Source organism: Radiobacillus kanasensis (genome assembly GCF_021049245.1).
Taxonomy (GTDB): domain Bacteria; phylum Bacillota; class Bacilli; order Bacillales; family Amphibacillaceae; genus Radiobacillus; species Radiobacillus kanasensis.
Map to the genome: position 1 here is coordinate 870,490 of NZ_CP088020.1, position 17,463 is coordinate 887,952.

At 38.3% G+C, this 17,463-nt stretch carries 16 protein-coding genes; 14 read left to right on the plus strand and 2 right to left on the minus strand.

Annotation, left to right across the window (positions count from 1 at the left end):
- Positions 1-76 precede the first annotated feature (76 nt).
- Positions 77-1,201: an RNA-guided endonuclease InsQ/TnpB family protein gene (locus KO561_RS04590; RefSeq protein WP_231095961.1), complete on the plus strand. Its 1,125-nt coding sequence runs from the start codon at positions 77-79 to the stop codon at positions 1,199-1,201.
- A 179-nt stretch (positions 1,202-1,380) separates the two neighbouring features.
- Positions 1,381-1,533 carry a nucleotidyltransferase substrate binding protein gene (locus KO561_RS04595; RefSeq protein WP_231095962.1) on the plus strand — a complete coding sequence of 51 codons (153 nt, stop codon included), beginning with the start codon at positions 1,381-1,383 and terminating at the stop codon, positions 1,531-1,533.
- 92 nt (positions 1,534-1,625) lie between these two features.
- On the opposite strand, the gene KO561_RS04600 is transcribed toward KO561_RS04595, so the two are convergent.
- On the minus strand, positions 1,626-2,144 hold the full coding sequence (locus KO561_RS04600; protein WP_231095963.1) for a DinB family protein: 519 nt from the start codon (positions 2,142-2,144) through the stop codon (positions 1,626-1,628).
- Positions 2,145-2,493: 349 nt separating this feature from the next.
- Between KO561_RS04600 and KO561_RS04605 the strand changes: the two genes are divergently transcribed.
- Complete coding sequence (locus KO561_RS04605; protein ID WP_231095964.1) at positions 2,494-3,225, plus strand: CAP domain-containing protein; 732 nt, start codon at positions 2,494-2,496, stop codon at positions 3,223-3,225.
- 131 nt (positions 3,226-3,356) lie between these two features.
- Here KO561_RS04605 and KO561_RS04610 read toward each other — a convergent pair whose 3' ends face one another.
- A complete protein-coding gene (locus KO561_RS04610) occupies positions 3,357-4,646 on the minus strand; it encodes a serine hydrolase (protein WP_231095965.1) in 1,290 nt (429 codons plus the stop codon).
- A 607-nt stretch (positions 4,647-5,253) separates the two neighbouring features.
- Here KO561_RS04610 and yhfZ point away from each other — a divergent pair.
- The 11 genes from yhfZ to KO561_RS04665 all read left to right on the plus strand — a co-directional run bounded on the left by yhfZ (position 5,254) and on the right by KO561_RS04665 (position 17,122).
- The gene (yhfZ, locus tag KO561_RS04615; RefSeq protein WP_231095966.1) at positions 5,254-6,180 is read left to right on the plus strand and encodes a GntR family transcriptional regulator YhfZ; all 927 of its coding nucleotides are present in this window, start codon (positions 5,254-5,256) and stop codon (positions 6,178-6,180) included.
- A 56-nt stretch (positions 6,181-6,236) separates the two neighbouring features.
- Positions 6,237-7,112, plus strand: a complete 876-nt coding sequence (locus KO561_RS04620) for a phosphotriesterase family protein (protein WP_231095967.1) — start codon at positions 6,237-6,239, stop codon at positions 7,110-7,112.
- Between the two features lie 6 nt (positions 7,113-7,118).
- Positions 7,119-8,228, plus strand: coding sequence for an aminotransferase class V-fold PLP-dependent enzyme (locus tag KO561_RS04625; protein ID WP_231095968.1), 1,110 nt, complete (start codon positions 7,119-7,121; stop codon positions 8,226-8,228).
- A 19-nt stretch (positions 8,229-8,247) separates the two neighbouring features.
- The gene (locus KO561_RS04630; protein ID WP_231095969.1) at positions 8,248-9,462 is read left to right on the plus strand and encodes a phosphopentomutase; all 1,215 of its coding nucleotides are present in this window, start codon (positions 8,248-8,250) and stop codon (positions 9,460-9,462) included.
- Positions 9,463-9,476: 14 nt separating this feature from the next.
- Positions 9,477-10,634 (plus strand): YhfX family PLP-dependent enzyme, encoded by a 1,158-nt coding sequence (locus KO561_RS04635; RefSeq protein ID WP_231095970.1) that lies wholly within the window; start codon positions 9,477-9,479, stop codon positions 10,632-10,634.
- Between the two features lie 147 nt (positions 10,635-10,781).
- Positions 10,782-11,855, plus strand: coding sequence for an amidase (locus KO561_RS04640; protein WP_231095971.1), 1,074 nt, complete (start codon positions 10,782-10,784; stop codon positions 11,853-11,855).
- Between the two features lie 28 nt (positions 11,856-11,883).
- Entirely contained in the window at positions 11,884-12,261 is a 378-nt protein-coding gene (locus tag KO561_RS04645; protein ID WP_231095972.1) for a PRD domain-containing protein, read from the plus strand.
- On the plus strand, positions 12,261-12,620 hold the full coding sequence (locus KO561_RS04650; protein WP_231095973.1) for a DUF2620 domain-containing protein: 360 nt from the start codon (positions 12,261-12,263) through the stop codon (positions 12,618-12,620). The genes KO561_RS04645 and KO561_RS04650 overlap by 1 nt, the downstream gene beginning before the upstream one ends.
- A gap of 21 nt (positions 12,621-12,641) precedes the next feature.
- Positions 12,642-13,934, plus strand: coding sequence for a YhfT family protein (locus KO561_RS04655; RefSeq protein ID WP_231095974.1), 1,293 nt, complete (start codon positions 12,642-12,644; stop codon positions 13,932-13,934).
- A gap of 446 nt (positions 13,935-14,380) precedes the next feature.
- A complete protein-coding gene (locus KO561_RS04660) occupies positions 14,381-15,724 on the plus strand; it encodes an N-acetylmuramoyl-L-alanine amidase (RefSeq protein WP_231095975.1) in 1,344 nt (447 codons plus the stop codon).
- 117 nt (positions 15,725-15,841) lie between these two features.
- Entirely contained in the window at positions 15,842-17,122 is a 1,281-nt protein-coding gene (locus KO561_RS04665; RefSeq protein WP_231095976.1) for a S8 family peptidase, read from the plus strand.
- Positions 17,123-17,463: the final 341 nt, after the last annotated feature.

Sequence of the window (17,463 nt, forward strand, 5' to 3'; positions counted from 1 at the left end):
GGAGGAATTGGCGCTTTCACCTCTTTGAAAACACTCGTTCGTATTATATACTATTAATAATAGGAGGTGTAAAAAGATGCCCGGAAAAACCATTACGATCACGGCAAAAATAAAAATCTTACCAACTGAAAAAGAGAAAGAACTTCTCCTCGACACGATTCGTGCAGTGAGAGAAGCGTTGAACTATGCCTCCAGCGAAGCTTTCCATAAGAAAATTTTCTCGAATATCCAGCTACACAAACATACGTATCATTCTATGAGAAGTAAGTTCGGTCTCCGTTCTCAAATGGCTAATAGCGTGAACAAAACCGTTTGTGCCAAGTACAAATCAATGAAATCAAATGGCGTTACGAATACGAAGGCTATGTTTAAGAAGCCGGAGTATGATTTAGTGTGGAATCGGGATTATTCTCTCAAAAAAGCAGCATTCTCCGTAAACACATTGAAAGGAAGAATCTCTGTGCCCTTCGAAACGAAGGGAATGGAACATTTTTTCGACGGAGAATGGAAATTTGGTACGGCTAAACTGGTCACGAAAAAGGGCAAATTCTTTTTACACATCCCGATGACAAAAGCGTTCGAAGCAAGTGAAAAGATAGACAACATTGTCGGAATTGATCTAGGTATCAATTTCGTAGCAACCGTTTATGATCAAAATGGAAAAACGACATTCTTTAGTGGCAAGCAAATTAAACAAAAGCGTGGCCACTATAAAAGGTTACGCAAGCAGCTTCAACAGAAACAAACAGCCTCAGCAAGAAGAAGACTATCAAAAATTGGTCAACGAGAAAACCGTTGGATGACAGATGTAAACCACTGCATCACCAAGGCACTCGTTAGTCAATATGGTCCGAATACATTGTTTGTTTTAGAAGATCTTTCTGGCGTAAGAACAGCAACCGAAAAGGTTCGTAAAAAGAATCGATACGTATCCGTATCCTGGTCTTTTGGCCAGTTTAGTAACTTCATAGAATACAAGTCTTTGATGAACCAATCGGGGGTTCTGTTTGTCGATCCAGCCTATACGTCTCAGACTTGTCCGAAATGCAGTCATCGCGATAAAACAAACCGCCATAAAAAGATCCACACCTTCTGTTGTAAAAGGTGCGAATATCGTTCTAATGATGATCGCGTTGCTGCGATGAATCTCTATCATAAGGGAAGCCAGTACCTTAGAGGATCTACCCAGCAAGCTGGATAGATAGGGTATTTGTCAATATGCCCACGATGTGACACCACGCTGCAGCAGTTTGGTAGCGAAAAGGGATAGGAGCTCGAAGAGCGTTGGTACTATCGGGTAGTCACAAGCTCCATCAAAATCTATGATTTAGTTGGAGTAATTGACATGGACTCATAAATGATGGAAAGCAATGGATTGATATGCTAATCGACCGAAATAAAACTTCACATATTTATGAAGAGGCAGAAGCAAGATTAATTTATGAAAAAATCACTAAAACCTATAATAAATTGCTGTTAGATCTTTCTGAAGTAATGGGTGAAAAGATAGGGAATATAGTTAAAACGGAATAGCTAAACGTGTACCCATAGCTTATTTTCTAAATATGATGACAGGCGAGATAAAAAGATTGGTTAACAAAGCCCCTTTGGCAGGGGGGACTTTTTCATACATTTCGAGACAACATTTTTCTAATCATTCTTATCTGACCTCTATGATTAATTTCGTCTTCAAATACGTGAAACCAGATGAAATAGTTATTAGATGGGTGGTTATCCCATAGCCTATTCTCGTACAACCAATCGTCATTTAGATTAGCAAATTTTTGCAAGGTTCTACTTCTAACTTCTTCAAGTTTGGAAATATAAAACTCTAGTGAATATCCTTTTATGTCTTCTCTGCCTTTTTCTCCAAGACTATACGGTGCACCCCACTCCGCCATCTCTTGCTCATTCGGACTCCTGCCATCAAAAATTTCTATTTGGAACCCTTTTTCAACGGCCGCCATATGGTATAAAAGTGCTCCGATGCTATTTCCGTCCTTACTTGGTAAAAAATCTAATTCGTAAGTCGTTAAATCTCTGACAGCTTCTAAAGTTGTTTTCCTTACATAATTCATTTGAGAGACAAGATGACCTATTTGGGGAGTAAAACCTTCTATTTTATCTATCTTTAATTCCTTCATAAACTACACCTCATTCCAACAATCTTATATATATTTTAGCACTCATTACTATTCCTTCGAAGGATTAATATGAACCGAATCATTAACCATTATTTAGTAGTGGTCTTTTCTCCTATCACTTGGACTTATTTTCCATGCACAATCCTTCTTTAGACTTATGTCATATAACAGTTCTTTGTCATGAATAGAGATTTGTAATATACAGATAATCTTTATTTCAAGTTTTTAATAAAGTTTAAAATTATATAGCATTGTCGTTACAAAAACTGCTACTTTCTGTCGATTGTTATCAATCTATGAAACTGGATAATAGGATATAGGGGAGAAACAGCACAAGGAGGAATTCATCATGGATAGATTTAGAAAAGGTATGGTAGCAGTGTTCGCCGTACTACTTACATTTTTCCTAGCTACTAATCCAGTAGCGGCGAGTAACCAGGACACGAAAGAAGTTTCTAATGACTCTGATCAACTAAATATCGATCAATTATTTAGCTGGTTTGAAGTTTTTGATTTTGAGAAGTTGCTAGAGTGGTATCGTGCAGAACAACAAGGGCAAACAGAACAACAATCTGAAGAAACTCCCCAGGAAGAAACAAAAGTAGAAGAACCAACAGAAGAAAATACATCTGGTCAGGAAGAATCAACTAGTGTAAAAGAAGGCCAAACCGAAGAAGAGAAGCCTGCTTCATCAGAAGTTCATGCATTTGAACAAGAAGTGGTGGAGTTAACGAACAAAGAAAGAAAAAACCAAGGATTGAAACCCCTTGAGCTTTCCGAGGAAGTAAGTAAGGTAGCTCGTGCAAAATCACAAGACATGGTTGATAAAAACTACTTTAGCCACCAGTCTCCAACCTATGGTTCACCATTTAATATGATGAATGAGTTTGAAATAAACTATCGTACAGCAGGTGAAAATATTGCAAAGGGACAACGTACTCCAGCGGAAGTAGTCAAAGCTTGGATGAATAGTGCAGGTCACCGTGCAAACATTTTAAATGCAGAATTCACTCACATCGGTGTAGGCTTCGTCGAGGCCAATGGAACTACTTACTGGACACAGATGTTTATTGGACAATAAAGGAATGGCAAAAAACCTATTTCTCAGTGGAAAACCTTGAGAAATAGGTTTTTTTGATTTAAGATATTCGATTGTTTTTAACTAATTTACACAAGAAATCCCCTTCAAAATCTATATTTAGTGGGAGTAGTTCACTTATTTATTGCCTTATAAACAGTATCGGCAATCTCTCTAGCCAAACCACCGGTACTAGGATATGATCCACTTGCTAAAGGCCCATTATGTTGTTTATTCGTGAGTACAATGATTTGAAGATCATAGGCAGGATCTAATACGATTTGTGTGCCTGTGAATCCAGTATGGCCAAAGGCTCGATCAGAATGGTAATCTCCCATGTACCAGGATTTATTTTTCTCCCAACCATATCCTTGACCGAATCGTTGAGGAGAAGTAAAGGTGTCGATGGTTTCCTTATCGTATAGGGTTACTTTTCCATAGTTTCCGTTATTAAGCATTGTTTGACCCAAGATTGCTAAATCCTTAGCAGTAGAAAATAAACCAGCATGGCCTGCTACACCGTTATTTGCGTAAAAGCTATTCCCATCGTTCACTTCACCAACAAGCGTGTAGTCACGCCATCTTGTAAAGTCGTCTGCATCCGCATCCACGTAATACCCAAAGTTTGGATCATCAATCATCTTGTACTCGTAAGCGTTTCCCCATGATGTAGCTGCGATGCGCTTATTCGTTTTATTCGAGGCATTAAACATGGTATCTTTCATTTTCAGAGGATCATAGATGGCATCTTCTAAGTATTCATCTAACCTCTGATTGGTAACAGCTTCGATGATAAATCCTAATGTCATAAAGCTAAAATCACTGTAACGCCTATCTGTCCCAGTTTCATATTCTAATGGCAATTGATTAATATAATGTAGCACTTCTTCAGGTTTGTCTGCATACAAGTAGGTTGGTTCCCAAGGAGTTAAGCCAGAAGTATGGGTAAGTAAATCAGCTATGGTTACATTTTCTTTTCCCATCTGTCCAAACTCGGGAAGGTACTTTACGACTTTATCCTCTATAGAAATTGCTCCTTCCGAAACTAACTTCATGATGCCTTGTGTCGTTCCCATAACTTTTGTAATAGATGCCAAGTCAAATATGGTGTGCTTGGTCATCTTTTTAGGATTATGGATTAATTGTCCCATATCATATTTATAGGCGTATCCATACGCAGATTCTTTAATAATTTTATTGTCTTTTGCGACTAATACTACAGCACCAGGAGTTATTCCTTCTTTTAGTGCTTGTGTAACAATTTTATCAATTTCTTTTAATTCAGACTTGTCTACGCCGACCGACTGTGGTGATCCATGTGTTAATTTTTTTGATTGTTGCTGAGCCTGTACGGATTGGATTGGAATACTTATTATGGAGAAAATAGTAATCAGACAGAGCAATAACCATCTTTTTTTATTCATAAAACCTACCCCCTGTATAATATTAATGTCATTCTATGATTGCTAGACAAATACAATGATAGTGAAGTAAAAGATACTACTTACGGTCTATACAAAAGTGATTTCATAAATTGGAGTTCATTATGGTATTAAGTAGATGTTTTGAGTTTCTTGTTGCTTAGGAAATTACAAAATTTGCTATGTGTGGATAACATGTAGCAGCTAGCTACATCCAGCTCCAGCGCCCAGCGACTAGCGAGACTACCCTCACCTTCGTACGATAACTATTTGACGTAGGTCAAATATCCTAACCTCTCGAGGAAGGAAGGCCAGCTAAACCCGGGCTCCTGAGCCCGACGTTGGCATACCCCTTTGAAGGGACATGTTTCCTTTATCTCCTACGTAAGAATGTTCGATTTAAACCGCCGCTCCTGAGCGGCAAGTCGAACCACCTGGCAGGCCAGGCGCAGTCCGTACGTGGCCCCGAAAAGGGTTCTGCAGACGTTGTCCGCAAAGGACGGTCTTAGTCTGTAATCCTTAAACCCGAGCTTTTGTTCTTGCTTTCAATAATGTAAACGCTTATACTTATAATATACAAAATTTAGTATATTGATTTGAGGTAGTGAATATGTGGGAAAAGTTTTATTCAAAAAATGGCCTAACAGCCAAATATATTGCAAAGGAATTATTAGATGTTGAGGTAGGGGAGAAGATTCCTAGAGTAACAGATTATAGTGAGAAATTGTCCATTGGAAGAGGAACGGTGCAAATTGCACTTGAATTGCTGGAAGAACTAAAAGCGATTCGATTAGAGGCAAGGGGACATCTGGGTACCTTTTTAATGGATAAAGATATTGAGCTACTTCAGGAAATAGCAGGTATTTCCCCGTTAGTAGGTTCCATGCCGTTACCTTATTCCAGAAAATACGAGGGTCTTGCTACAGGCATGGTTGGAGCTTTTGAAGAAATGGGTAAAAAACTAAATATGTCTTATATGCGTGGGGGCTTGAACAGGCTAGAAGCGGTCCGCACGAAGCGAAGTGATTTCGCAATTGTGTCCATGATGACAGCGGATAATAGTCTTTCTAAGTACCCCAACTTAAAAATAATGAAAAAACTAGGAGAGAACAGTTATGTCTCCTCTCACAAAATCTTTCTAGCAGATGTGAATGAGACAGTGGTTAGAAGCGGGATGACAGTCGGAGTTGACATGGATTCATTGGATCAAAAGGAATTGACCTTTAGCGAATTTGAAGGCATGGACGTGACCTATGTGCATATTAATTACATGCAGCTATACGATATGCTCGATTCTAAGAAAATAGATGCAGCAGTTTGGAGTTTAGATGATAAACGAATTACAAAGACGTTTCCATCCATCAATTTTCAATCCTCTAAAGCAATTAAAATCTCAAAAGATACATCAGAAGCGGTTATTGTTATAGATCGTGAAAGAGAAGAAGAAATTTCAGAGAAATGGGGATCTGTAGAGATAGAAAAAATTCTAGTGTTTCAACAGGAAGTTGAATCTGGAAAAAGAATCCCGAAGTATTAGAAGACTACTAAGGTTACTGATTAGGAGATTTGTAAAACATAAAGGGAGAGAGACGCATGTTGCATGATGGAATAACCTATATGCATGAGCACACAACCATTGACCTGTCTGAGGTTAAAAATAACGAAGATTGTCAGTTGGATGTATTCTCGGAAACAGTAAAAGAATATAAAAAGTTATACGACAAAGGGGTACGAAATATTGTTGATGTAACCAATTTTGGTATGGGAAGAAATATCCCCTTCGTTCAAGAGGTTGCGGAAGAAAGCGGTATCAATATTATCTTTTCTACTGGCTTTTACCAAGAAAAATTTTACCCCATTCAAGTATTCCGAGAAACAAGAGAACAACTAGCCGAACGAATGATAAAAGAAATAACGGATGGAATAAAAGGGACTAAAGTGAAGGCTGACATTATCGGAGAAATTGGAACTAGTCATAATAAATGGACAGAAATGGAAAGAAAAGTTTTTGAAGCAGTGGTTATTGCTCATAAAGAAACGAGTAAGCCAATAACCACACATACTTCTTTGGGGACATTAGGACACGAACAAATAGCATTTTTTAAAGAGCATGATGTGGATCTTAACCGAGTGATAATTGGCCATGTTGATTTAACTGGGGATGCAGATTACATTCTGCATATGCTTAAAGAAGGCGCTTATGTAGAATTTGATACCATCGGAAAAGAAAATTACATGCCAGACCAGGTACGTGCAGATATTTTAAAAATCATACAAGAAAAAGGCTATATGGATCAGGTATTAGTGTCCATGGACATCACTAGAAAGTCCCATCTCGAGTACAAGGATGGTTTAGGATATTCCTATTTATTAGATACATTTGTTCCTCTTCTTGAACGCACCGGTATTACAGATGAGTCCATTGATAAATTGCTGACAAAGAACCCTATCACATTTATGAAAGGGTGAGGTGAAATGTTAAGAACTACACCATTAAAAAGCTTAACACTTGAAGAAGCACAGAGAAGACAATTCTCGTTGATAGATGTCATTACTAGGCATTTTCGAGGGAAAGAAATCTTGTCACTTGGTGATTTAGGAGTCATAAAAGGAATTAATAGACCGACATACACAAAGAAAGTGGAAGATGTTTTAGCAGAATTTTTTGGTGTTGAACGTGCAAAGTTAGTTCGAGGTGCTGGCACGGGGGCATTAAGATACGGCTTTATGAGTTTCCTAAAACCAAATCAAAAATTGTTGGTACACGACGCTCCAATCTATCAAACTACTAAAACGACTCTGGATTCGATGGGAGTTATACCTGTTACCGTAGATTTTCATAAGCATGAAGAAGTTAAATCTACTATTCTTAATAACACGGATATAAAAGGAGTTCTGATTCAACATACTCGCCAAAGGATAGATGATTATTACGACTTAGCTGAAATCATACACATTATTAAATCAATAAAACCTTCCCTCGTTGCTATAACCGATGATAATTATGCTGCCATGAAAGTGGATCAAGTTGGTGTGCAAATGGGTGCAGATTTAACAACCTTCTCTCTTTTTAAGTTACTGGGACCAGAAGGTATAGGTCTCGTCTTAGGAAGAGCAGATCTTCTTGAAAAAATAGATGCATTTAATTACTCCGGTGGTAGTCAGGTTCAAGGGTATGAAGCATTAGAAGCACTAAGAGGTCTGGTTTATGCCCCAGTCATGTTAGCTATTCAAGCACAAGTTAACGACCAACTAGTTCATCGGTTAAATCAAGGAACAGTAAGTGGGGTGAAGAGAGCGTTCCTAGCAAATGCACAGTCAAAGGTTCTTCTAGTAGAATTTGATGAACCAATCGCCAAACAAGTCTTACATCATGCAGATGAGTTAGGGGCAGCACCGAACCCAATCGGCGCTGAGTCCAAGTATGAATTTGTACCAATGTTTTATAAAGTATCTGGTACATTCCTAGAAGCTGACCCAACACTTGTAAATACTATGATTCGTATTAATCCATTACGAAGCGGTCCAGATACAGTTATCAGAATACTCACTTCATCTATCGAGCAAGCAAAGAAATACTCATAAAATAGAGGAGGAAGTATCTTTGAAAAAAAGAGTTATTGTTTTAATATTAGATAGTTTGGGTGTAGGAAATATGGATGATGTGGAAGACTATCATCCTCAAGATGTTGGAGCAAATACATTTTGGCATATCATTGATTCTAACCCAGCAATAAACATTCCCACTTTTGAAAAACTAGGTATTAATAAGATACTAAATCATCCTAAACTAAAACCTGTTGAGGAGTCTCTTGCATGCTATGGGATGTTAAATTTAATGCATGAAGGTGCAGATAGTTTTGAAGGACATAATGAAATCATGGGGTCGAGACCGAAGAAGACATATTTAGCACCGTTTGTTGAGAATATAGATGAGGTTAAACGTGCGTTAGAAAAACAAGGCTTCGACGTCAAAATTCCAGAACCAAGCTTCCCCTATTTGTTAGTAAATGATTTAGTTATTGTTGCTGATAATATCGAAACAGACTACGGTCAAATCTATAATGTAAGCGCTCCATTAGATTATATTTCGTTTGAAGAGGTTCTAAAGATTGGTCAGTGTGTGAGAGATAACGTCAAAGTAAATCGCGTTATCACACTAGGGGGAGAAAACGTCACTCCGGGATTTTTAAGGCAATGCATAGAAAGAAGACAAGATGGTTTAGTAGGTCTCAACTCTCCAAAATCAGAGATTTACAAACAAGGTTACCAAGTACGGCATCTCGGTTTTGGAATCTCTCCGGAATTCCAACTGCCTACATTGGCAAAAAAAGCGGGCCTTGATGTATCCCTTATAGGGAAAATGCAAGACGTTATTTATTGTGAGGGTGCACGTAAGTACCCTGGTGTAGATACGGAGAAAGTTATGCAGGATATGATAAGGGAAATGGACAACGTAGAACACGGTGTTATTGCTTCTACCGTCCAAGAAACGGATATAGCCGGTCACGCACAAGATCCGGACCGTTACACAAATCGAATAGAGCTTGTGGATAGTTATCTACCACAAATACTTAACAAAATGACTGAGGATGACCTCTTCATTATGAGTGCAGACCATGGAAATGATCCTACCATTGGACATAGTCAGCACACTAGAGAAAAAACGTATTTGCTAGCTTATATGAAATCAGGGACATCAGATTTTCTAGGAGAGAGAGCTACCTTATCGGATATTGCTGCTACTGGGGCAGACTATCTAGGGTTAGAAAAAACGGAAAATGGAACTTCATTTCTCCCTATCCTAGTGAACAAGTAGAGAGGAGTCAGCAAATGTTCTTAGATACAACATGGAGGAATAACGGAAAACTAATTGAAACGGCTGTTGCCTTTCACCAGCAAGGACTTATTTCTCCAAATACGTATGTAATAGATCTAGATACAGTAAAGAAAAATGCTCAAGCTTTAGTCACAGAAGCCAAAAAACAGGATATTGAACTGTATTTCATGAGTAAGCAATTTGGTAGAAATGAATTAGTATCAAAAGCCATTGTTGAAGCAGGTATTGAGAAAGCAGTAGCTGTCGATCCGTGGGAGGCAATAGCCCTGCACAGTCAAGGGATTAAGATTGGCCATGTAGGGCATTTAGTACAAATCCCTAAACAAATGATTCACAGAATCTTATTACTAGAACCAGAGTATGTGACGGTTTTTAGTTATGAGAATGCACGTAATATAAGTGAAGTGGCTATGAAAATCGGGAAGAAACAGAAAGTGTTTTTACGAATCGCCGATACAAGTGATTTTATTTATAACGGACAGCAAGGAGGATTTACACTATCTCAGTTAAATAAGGACATTGGTCATATAATCCAACTTGAAGGAATAGAGGTTGCTGGTTTAACAAGTTTCCCATGTGTGTTAATTGAAGAAGATAAACCAAAGGTTACGCCAAATGTTTTTTCTATGCACAAGGCAAAATCACTGTTAAGACAAAAAGGGTTCACCAATCTAGAAATGAATATGCCTAGTGCCACCTCTGTGGAAACATTAAAACTATTAAAAGAAAACGGTGCAACACAAGCTGAACCAGGTCATGCTTTAACAGGAACAACTCCATTGCATGCTACTGGTGAGTTGCCAGAAAAGCCAGCGATGGTTTATGTATCAGAGGTGTCTCATCTTTATAATAATCAAGCTTATGTATTTGGAGGGGGATTCTATCCGAGATCACATATGAAAAGTGCTTTAGTAGGCTCAGATAGTCTGAATCTAATCAAAGTATCTGTTTTTCCAAACGATCCATCAAATATTGATTATTATGGAATGTTAAAAACAGATGATGTAAAGGTTGGCGATTCGGTTATTTATGCATTTCGAACGCAGGTGTTTGTGACCAATGCACAAATTGCTATTGTTGAAAACCTTCATTCCAATCCTAAGCTTTTAGGAATATACAATGCGACAGGAGAATTAAGTATGAATCATTAAAAATGTACCATAAAGGAGGGTGTCCATGAATATGTTAAGAATAAGTATATTTAAGCCTGATTGAACCAGACTTTTGAAAGCGTTATAATCACAATATACAATATTCTGTATAATTGATTGGAATAAGTTTTTTTGGGGGGTGATCACATGACGCTTACCTCTGAAAGGATAGATTTAGCTCAAAGAGAATTAGGTAGGTCTGTAGTAGCTGTTAATCCAGATATATTGGAGGAGCTAATTGCCAAAAAAAGCAATGTACTACTTTTTGGCATCAAAGATACAAATCAAATCTCTAGAACTATCATAAACCGGTTTAAAGATAATCCTAGTTTTGCTTGGCTAACCATTGATAAGGCAGCAAATAAGGGAAGGGCCATTGATACAGATCTAACAAATCCACTTACCTATCGGGTGATGACCGGTTCCACAAGTGGCGGGCCGATTAATATCCTAAAGGGCATTAACGATTTTGCTATTGGTACAGATGGTGGAGGTTCTGTCCTTGCTCCCGCAATAAGCTGTCAGTTACCTTCCGTCATTGGCGCTGGAGTTGAGTTATTGGTAAAGGATAAGAAAGTTTCTGCAGACGGGTTGCCGTTTTTGGGAAGCATAGGCGTGATTGCTAAAAGCATTTCCTTATTAAGAAAGTCTATGGAATGCATGCTTGTAAAAAGTTTGACACCAATAAGGATGGACTTGTTGCGAATAGTTATACCGAAGCAGGGCTCTGTTTTATGTCCTGACCGAGTTGATATGCATGACAAAGTGATTAAGCATTTAGCGGCTATAAAGGACCAGAATCTTGAAGTGATAGAAGTGGATATGTATGGAATAGAAGATCGAAGAATTGGTTTAGAAGTTATAACCAAGTGTTTTGAAGAGCTGCAAGCAGATATCATCATTACTTCAGAAGGTCCTGTAGATGTATATGGCTATGGGGAAACAATCCCACAAAAGTTCAAAGATCCTGGACTAGAATTGACAAAAAACCATGGGAAATATCTGATAAGGGCTGCAAATATGAGTCAGACCACTGCTATTACCATTCCAACAGAAACGCTAGCGAGTGGTTTAGTCCTTATAGCAAGAAAAGGTTTAGAACACTGCAGGTATGCTTTTGAATTAGCTCAAAAACTTGAAGATTCTATTAATCTACCAGAAGTTTGGCAACGGTATGTTTTAGAACATGATTATAGATTTACTGGATTGTCTTTTTACTGAAATTAGTAATCGTTTAGGAGTGCTGTATATGGATTTACAAGAGTATCAAAATAGGCTAAAGATTTTGCTTGAGCAAAAGGTAATATCTCAACCCTCCCATGATATTGCGTTAGAGGCCTTTAAAGAAATAATGAGCCTTCTTAATAAGTCGGATATTGAACAAGCTGAGATGCTGTTCACACATTTACCGATGGCATTATCAAGAATAGAGTCTGGAGAAAAGGTGGATAATCCTACACCTGAGTTAATGCAAGAAGTGGAACAATCCAAATACTTTCAACTAGCTGAAGAACAGCTCAGATATGTAGAGGATAAAAGTAAGAAACCTCTTCCACAGGGAGAAAAAGAATATCTTTTAATGCACTATTCAACTGTACTAGATACAAATTATAAGGAGGAAAAATAATGAAAATTGTAGTTGGCGGCCAAGTGGAGAAAAAGGAGATAGAAAACTTAATCAAGGAAATTGATCCTACAATTGAAACCGTTATCAAATCTGATTTGGATGCAGCTATGGCAATTAAAACAGGCCAAGCAGATTATTACTTTGGTGCTTGTCATACAGGGGGTGGAGGTGCTTTAGCTATGGCAATTGCCATGATTGGCAGAAGTCAATGTGAAACCGTATCAATGCCGGGCAGGAAGCCAAAAGAGGAGGCGGTTCAGGAAGCTGTAAAAAACGGAAAGAAGGCATTCGGGTTTACCGGAGATCACGTTGAGACAGCAGTACCCATGATTCTGGATGCTATTAAAGCAAATAAATAGACTTTAGGGGGAATTATAGGGATGGAAACTTTATTTGTCGTTCTTGTTGGTATAGTCGCAGCTATTCTTGCAAATAGGAATATAGCAGTATTTAATGATGGATTACGACCAATTGTATCGGAGCACATTGAAGGAAGTTTAAAGCGTAGAGAGCTAGGTTTAACTGCTTTTGCAATGAGCTTTGGGTTGGTAATAGGTTTTGGTATTCCATTTACCCTTTCGGCAAGTATTATATTAATTCATAGTATTTTATTGGGAACCGATATTATTGGATTAATTACACCTAAGAATAAATGGGGTACTCCAGTAGCTGCAGTAGTTGGTGGACTTTATGGGTGGGGACTTATTGCTGGTCTCGAAGGCTTTGTGAAATTATTTGATTATTTACCTGTTAATTTCTTAGAACCACTTGGAGAAGTAGGGACACCAGTCGTTGTAACATTTATGGCATTCCCTGCACTTGCAGTGGCCATGCAGTTCGGCGTTAAGAAGGGTATTCTTACCTTTGCATTTGCTGCAATTGTTAGACAGCTTGCAGTATTTGTAAATGAACAAGGCCTACTCAAAATTGGTGATAATGTTGTCACCTTAAACCAAGAAGGTATGGCTTTGGTTGTAGGAATGATTTTCTTATTTACTTATGCTATTAAAGAAAAAGGGGAAGAAGAATCTTCCGTCGACCTTGCCTCGGTGTTTAGTGAGAAAGTACTGCGAATTAAGAAGAATGTAGTGTATTTCATGATTATTGGTGGATTAATTGCAGGTGCTACTAACCTAATACTTATGGCTGGTGATCCTATCTCATTAAATCTTCTTGCTGAAGGGAAGCAAACTGACGCTGGGATTGCTGCAGCGGCAAGAGCAATTGGATTTATTCCTTTGGTCGCAAGTACAGCTATTGCAACAGGTGTATATAGCCCTGTTGGGTTTACCCTAATATTCGTAGTTGGATTGTTTTCACCAAATGTGTGGTTAGCTGTAATAATTGGTGCAGCTGTAATCCTTGGAGAAGTAATGCTATTAAGCTATATTGCTAAATTCTTAGATAAATATCCTGGAGTTCGTAATTCAGGAGAGAATATTCGTAGCGCAATGACGAGATTACTAGAGGTTGCTTTATTAATCGGTGGTGCAAATGCATCAAACATGATTGCTCCAGGGTTTGGTTTCTTCTTTATAGCCGGATTCTACCTGTTGAATGAAGTAGCTGGTCGTCCAATCGTTCGTATGGCTGTTGGTCCAGTAGGGGCAATTGCAGTTGGTATTATTGTCAACATATTGGTTCTATTAGGTGTAATGAGTGTACCTCAATAGTTCGGAAGTCCAAATATTATAGAGACTTGGGATCAGAACGGCTAAAACAGGGGAAGTATTTCTCTGTTTTAGCCGCTTTTTTATAAATTGTGATTAAAAAGTCTTCTTCATTTACTTGAACTACCATGAAACTTTAAGTGATAGTAACCTTTTAAGTTTCATATTGGCAGTTTATTTCGGTACTAATGAAGGATAATTGCGCACTTTTCAATCGGAATAATAACGCTATATTCCATCCACAAATTCCTTCCTCACTTCCCTCGGAACTTCTATTCACGTTTCTACCGTTTAACTAAAAAAGATTATTATCTTGCTCTAAATAATAGTTTCCCTAGTATATCAGCCAAAAGAAGCTAGCGTCATTCCTTTTGTCTAATCAAAGCATCGGGAAACTCCATACTATATTAAGCGTTAGTAATTATCTAATAGAATGGAGGAAACTTTTGATGAAACTTTATTTAGATCCAGGTCATGGTGGCTCTGACCCAGGTGCTCTAGGGAATGGGTTGGAGGAAAAAGATATTGTTTTAGATATTGCTCTAAAAATTCGTTCGATATTACTGAACGACTATGAAAACGTGGAAGTGAAAATGAGTCGTACAAGTGATTCAACCGTAAGTTTAAGTCAACGTACAAATGAGGCGAATAGCTGGGGAGCTGATTACTTCTTATCGATTCATTGTAATGCATTCAATGGATCTGCTCAAGGATATGAAGATTATATTCACAGTAGCTTATCGAATTCTTCTACTACAGCCTACTATCAAGATATTATTCATTCGGAAGTGATAGAAGTTAATCAACTTCGCGATCGAGGACAGAAACAAGCCAATTTTCATGTTTTGCGAGAAACAACGATGCCGGCACTTTTAACAGAAAACGGGTTTATAGATAATAGTCATGATGCTGCTTTAATGAAGGATCCTGCATGGCGACAAAGGGTCGCACAAGGCCATGTTAATGGTTTAGCAGAGGCATTTACCCTTAAGCGTAAACCAGAAGAGAATTCAGGGGCGGTTTATAAAGTGATTGCGGGTTCTTTTAAGGTGAAAGAAAATGCCGATGAGCGCTCAACGTACTTGGAAACCAAAGGAATTGAATCATTCGTTAACACGGTTATCGTTTCCAGTGAAACCTGGTACAGAGTTCAAGCTGGTGCATTTTCAAGCCGAGAAAACGCGGAAAAACGTTTGGCTGAGGTGAATAATGCAGGGATTTATGATGCCTACATTGCTACCGATGATACGAATATAAACCAAGTCGAAACGAATGTGTATTCCATTTTAGGTGAGACTTTACTATCACCAGAATTAATGAATGAGTATGTAAAAACAATAAATTCCGATGCCATCGAACTCGGCCAATACTATCTTACGTTTGGAGCGTATTATGGAATTCGAGGAGATATTGCGTTTGCTCAAGCGATGCATGAGACAGATTTTCTCCGGTTTACTGGTGTCGTCGACTCAAGTCAAAACAACTTCTGTGGTTTAGGTGCAACAGGACCCGATAATCCAGGTGCAAGCTTTGCTACACCAGAAGAGGGTGTTCTCGCTCACATCCAACATTTATTTGCTTATGCAACTACTCAACCCTTACCGGAAAAATACGAGCTTGTCGATCCGCGCTTTGACCTGGTAAGCAGAGGGTCTGCTTCAACATGGACTCAATTAAATGGAAAGTGGGCCGTGCCGGGAGACAACTATGGGCAATCGATCTTGAATTTATATGAAAGAATGATTGAAGCTGCAATAGAAAAACTCAATAGTGTTATGGGGAATATAGAATAATAGACATTTTTATAGCTTTTTGCCCTTTTTACTAGATTTTGAACGAATTCATCATTCACTTTTCTTACATTTACGTACGATATCTTGTACGAAATTCTAAGAAAGGAATGAGAGTTTATGTTTGGTTACTCGATTATTCAGCTTGTTCGTCAGATGGGAGATAAGATAGATCGAGACATCCGTCAAGAGCTCGTTCAATTCTATCAGCCATTTCGGAAAATTCCATGTTTCTTACACCGTCCTTTTGAACGTGTGAGGAAAAAGGCAAAGCGGTTACCGATTATAATAGAATTTGAGGATGGTACGTTTGACTTTGGCCTAAGTGATATGAAAAGTTCAAAATGTCGAACACGGACAGAGTTCCCCTCGATTTCCTGTTGTTCTACGAAGCTATCCGTAGAAAAAATAGAACAATTGCTAAAGAACTCTTCCCATATCAAAAAGATTCATTATGATAGAAAAGTGACGACATTACTTGATGTAGCATCCCCATCCATTCATTCCGAGCAACTAAAACAGTCTGGTTTAACAGGGAAGGATATAAATATTGCTATTGTTGATACAGGGATATATCCACACGATGATTTACAAGGAAGAATTATAGGGTTTAAGGATCTTGTTAATAATCGAACAGAAACCTATGATGATAATGGTCATGGTACCCATTGTGCAGGAGATGCAGCAGGAAATGGTCAATCATCTAATGGAGAATATCAAGCACCAGCACCGGAGGCAAACGTAATTGGTGTAAAAGTACTTGATAAAATGGGATCTGGTTCCCTTTCTACAGTAATAGCAGGTATCGATTGGTGTATTCAGAATAAATCAACGTTTAATATCGATGTACTTTCTTTATCACTAGGTTCCAATGCTACACAATCTGCCGAAGAGGATCCAGTCGTAAAAGCAGTTAACAATGCGTGGGACAACGGAATAGTTGTTTGTGTAGCAGCTGGTAACTCAGGACCAGCCCCAGAAACCATTGCAAGTCCTGGAATAAGTCCGAAGATTATTACGGTAGGTGCGGCAAACGACAATAATACAACTGACCGATCTGATGATATAGTTGCTGAATTTTCCAGCCGTGGACCAACAATTGATGGATTAACAAAACCTGATCTTTTAACTCCAGGTGTAAACATTATATCTTTACGCTCTCCTAGATCTTATATCGATAGAACAAATCCACAGTTACGTGTTGATGAGAACTATATATCCTTATCAGGAACCTCCATGGCCACACCTATTTGCGCAGGTGTCGTTGCACAACTTCTTCAAAAACAACCAACATTAACTCCGGATGAGGTCAAACAACAACTTATTAGTGCATGTGAAGATATAGGACAAGCACCTAATGTTCAAGGTCACGGGTATTTAGACGCAGAAAATCTGGTGTAAGTGAAATATTGCTAAACGATGCTAGAGCTTGTGTATATTAAAGGAAGAAACTTTGGTAGAGCATGGAGACAGATCCTCTTCGTGCTCTTCCCACATAAGAATCAAGGGGGAAATAGGATCATGCGGCTATTATATTAAGTTAGTTATCCAAACAAAAAAGATGCACGATCCGTCGTTAAGGGCTTGCCTTAACTAAGATCATGCATCATTGCCTAGCATAATTATATCTGTATATAGTTGGACTTTCCATGGCTAAATTATGGAAGCAAAATTTCAGTATTTTGCTCTCCGCCTCAAGTCTGAGATTCTTTCATTCTATTGCCTGTAGTATTTCCCCTTAT

Coding starts and splice junctions, on each gene's coding strand:
- KO561_RS04590 (WP_231095961.1), top strand. CDS start 77: ATGCCCGGAAAAACCATTACGATCACGGCAAAAATAAAAATCTTACCA.
- KO561_RS04595 (WP_231095962.1), top strand. CDS start 1,381: ATGCTAATCGACCGAAATAAAACTTCACATATTTATGAAGAGGCAGAA.
- KO561_RS04600 (WP_231095963.1), bottom strand. CDS start 2,144: ATGAAGGAATTAAAGATAGATAAAATAGAAGGTTTTACTCCCCAAATA.
- KO561_RS04605 (WP_231095964.1), top strand. CDS start 2,494: ATGGATAGATTTAGAAAAGGTATGGTAGCAGTGTTCGCCGTACTACTT.
- KO561_RS04610 (WP_231095965.1), bottom strand. CDS start 4,646: ATGAATAAAAAAAGATGGTTATTGCTCTGTCTGATTACTATTTTCTCC.
- yhfZ (WP_231095966.1), top strand. CDS start 5,254: ATGTGGGAAAAGTTTTATTCAAAAAATGGCCTAACAGCCAAATATATT.
- KO561_RS04620 (WP_231095967.1), top strand. CDS start 6,237: ATGTTGCATGATGGAATAACCTATATGCATGAGCACACAACCATTGAC.
- KO561_RS04625 (WP_231095968.1), top strand. CDS start 7,119: ATGTTAAGAACTACACCATTAAAAAGCTTAACACTTGAAGAAGCACAG.
- KO561_RS04635 (WP_231095970.1), top strand. CDS start 9,477: ATGTTCTTAGATACAACATGGAGGAATAACGGAAAACTAATTGAAACG.
- KO561_RS04640 (WP_231095971.1), top strand. CDS start 10,782: ATGACGCTTACCTCTGAAAGGATAGATTTAGCTCAAAGAGAATTAGGT.
- KO561_RS04645 (WP_231095972.1), top strand. CDS start 11,884: ATGGATTTACAAGAGTATCAAAATAGGCTAAAGATTTTGCTTGAGCAA.
- KO561_RS04650 (WP_231095973.1), top strand. CDS start 12,261: ATGAAAATTGTAGTTGGCGGCCAAGTGGAGAAAAAGGAGATAGAAAAC.
- KO561_RS04655 (WP_231095974.1), top strand. CDS start 12,642: ATGGAAACTTTATTTGTCGTTCTTGTTGGTATAGTCGCAGCTATTCTT.
- KO561_RS04660 (WP_231095975.1), top strand. CDS start 14,381: ATGAAACTTTATTTAGATCCAGGTCATGGTGGCTCTGACCCAGGTGCT.
- KO561_RS04665 (WP_231095976.1), top strand. CDS start 15,842: ATGTTTGGTTACTCGATTATTCAGCTTGTTCGTCAGATGGGAGATAAG.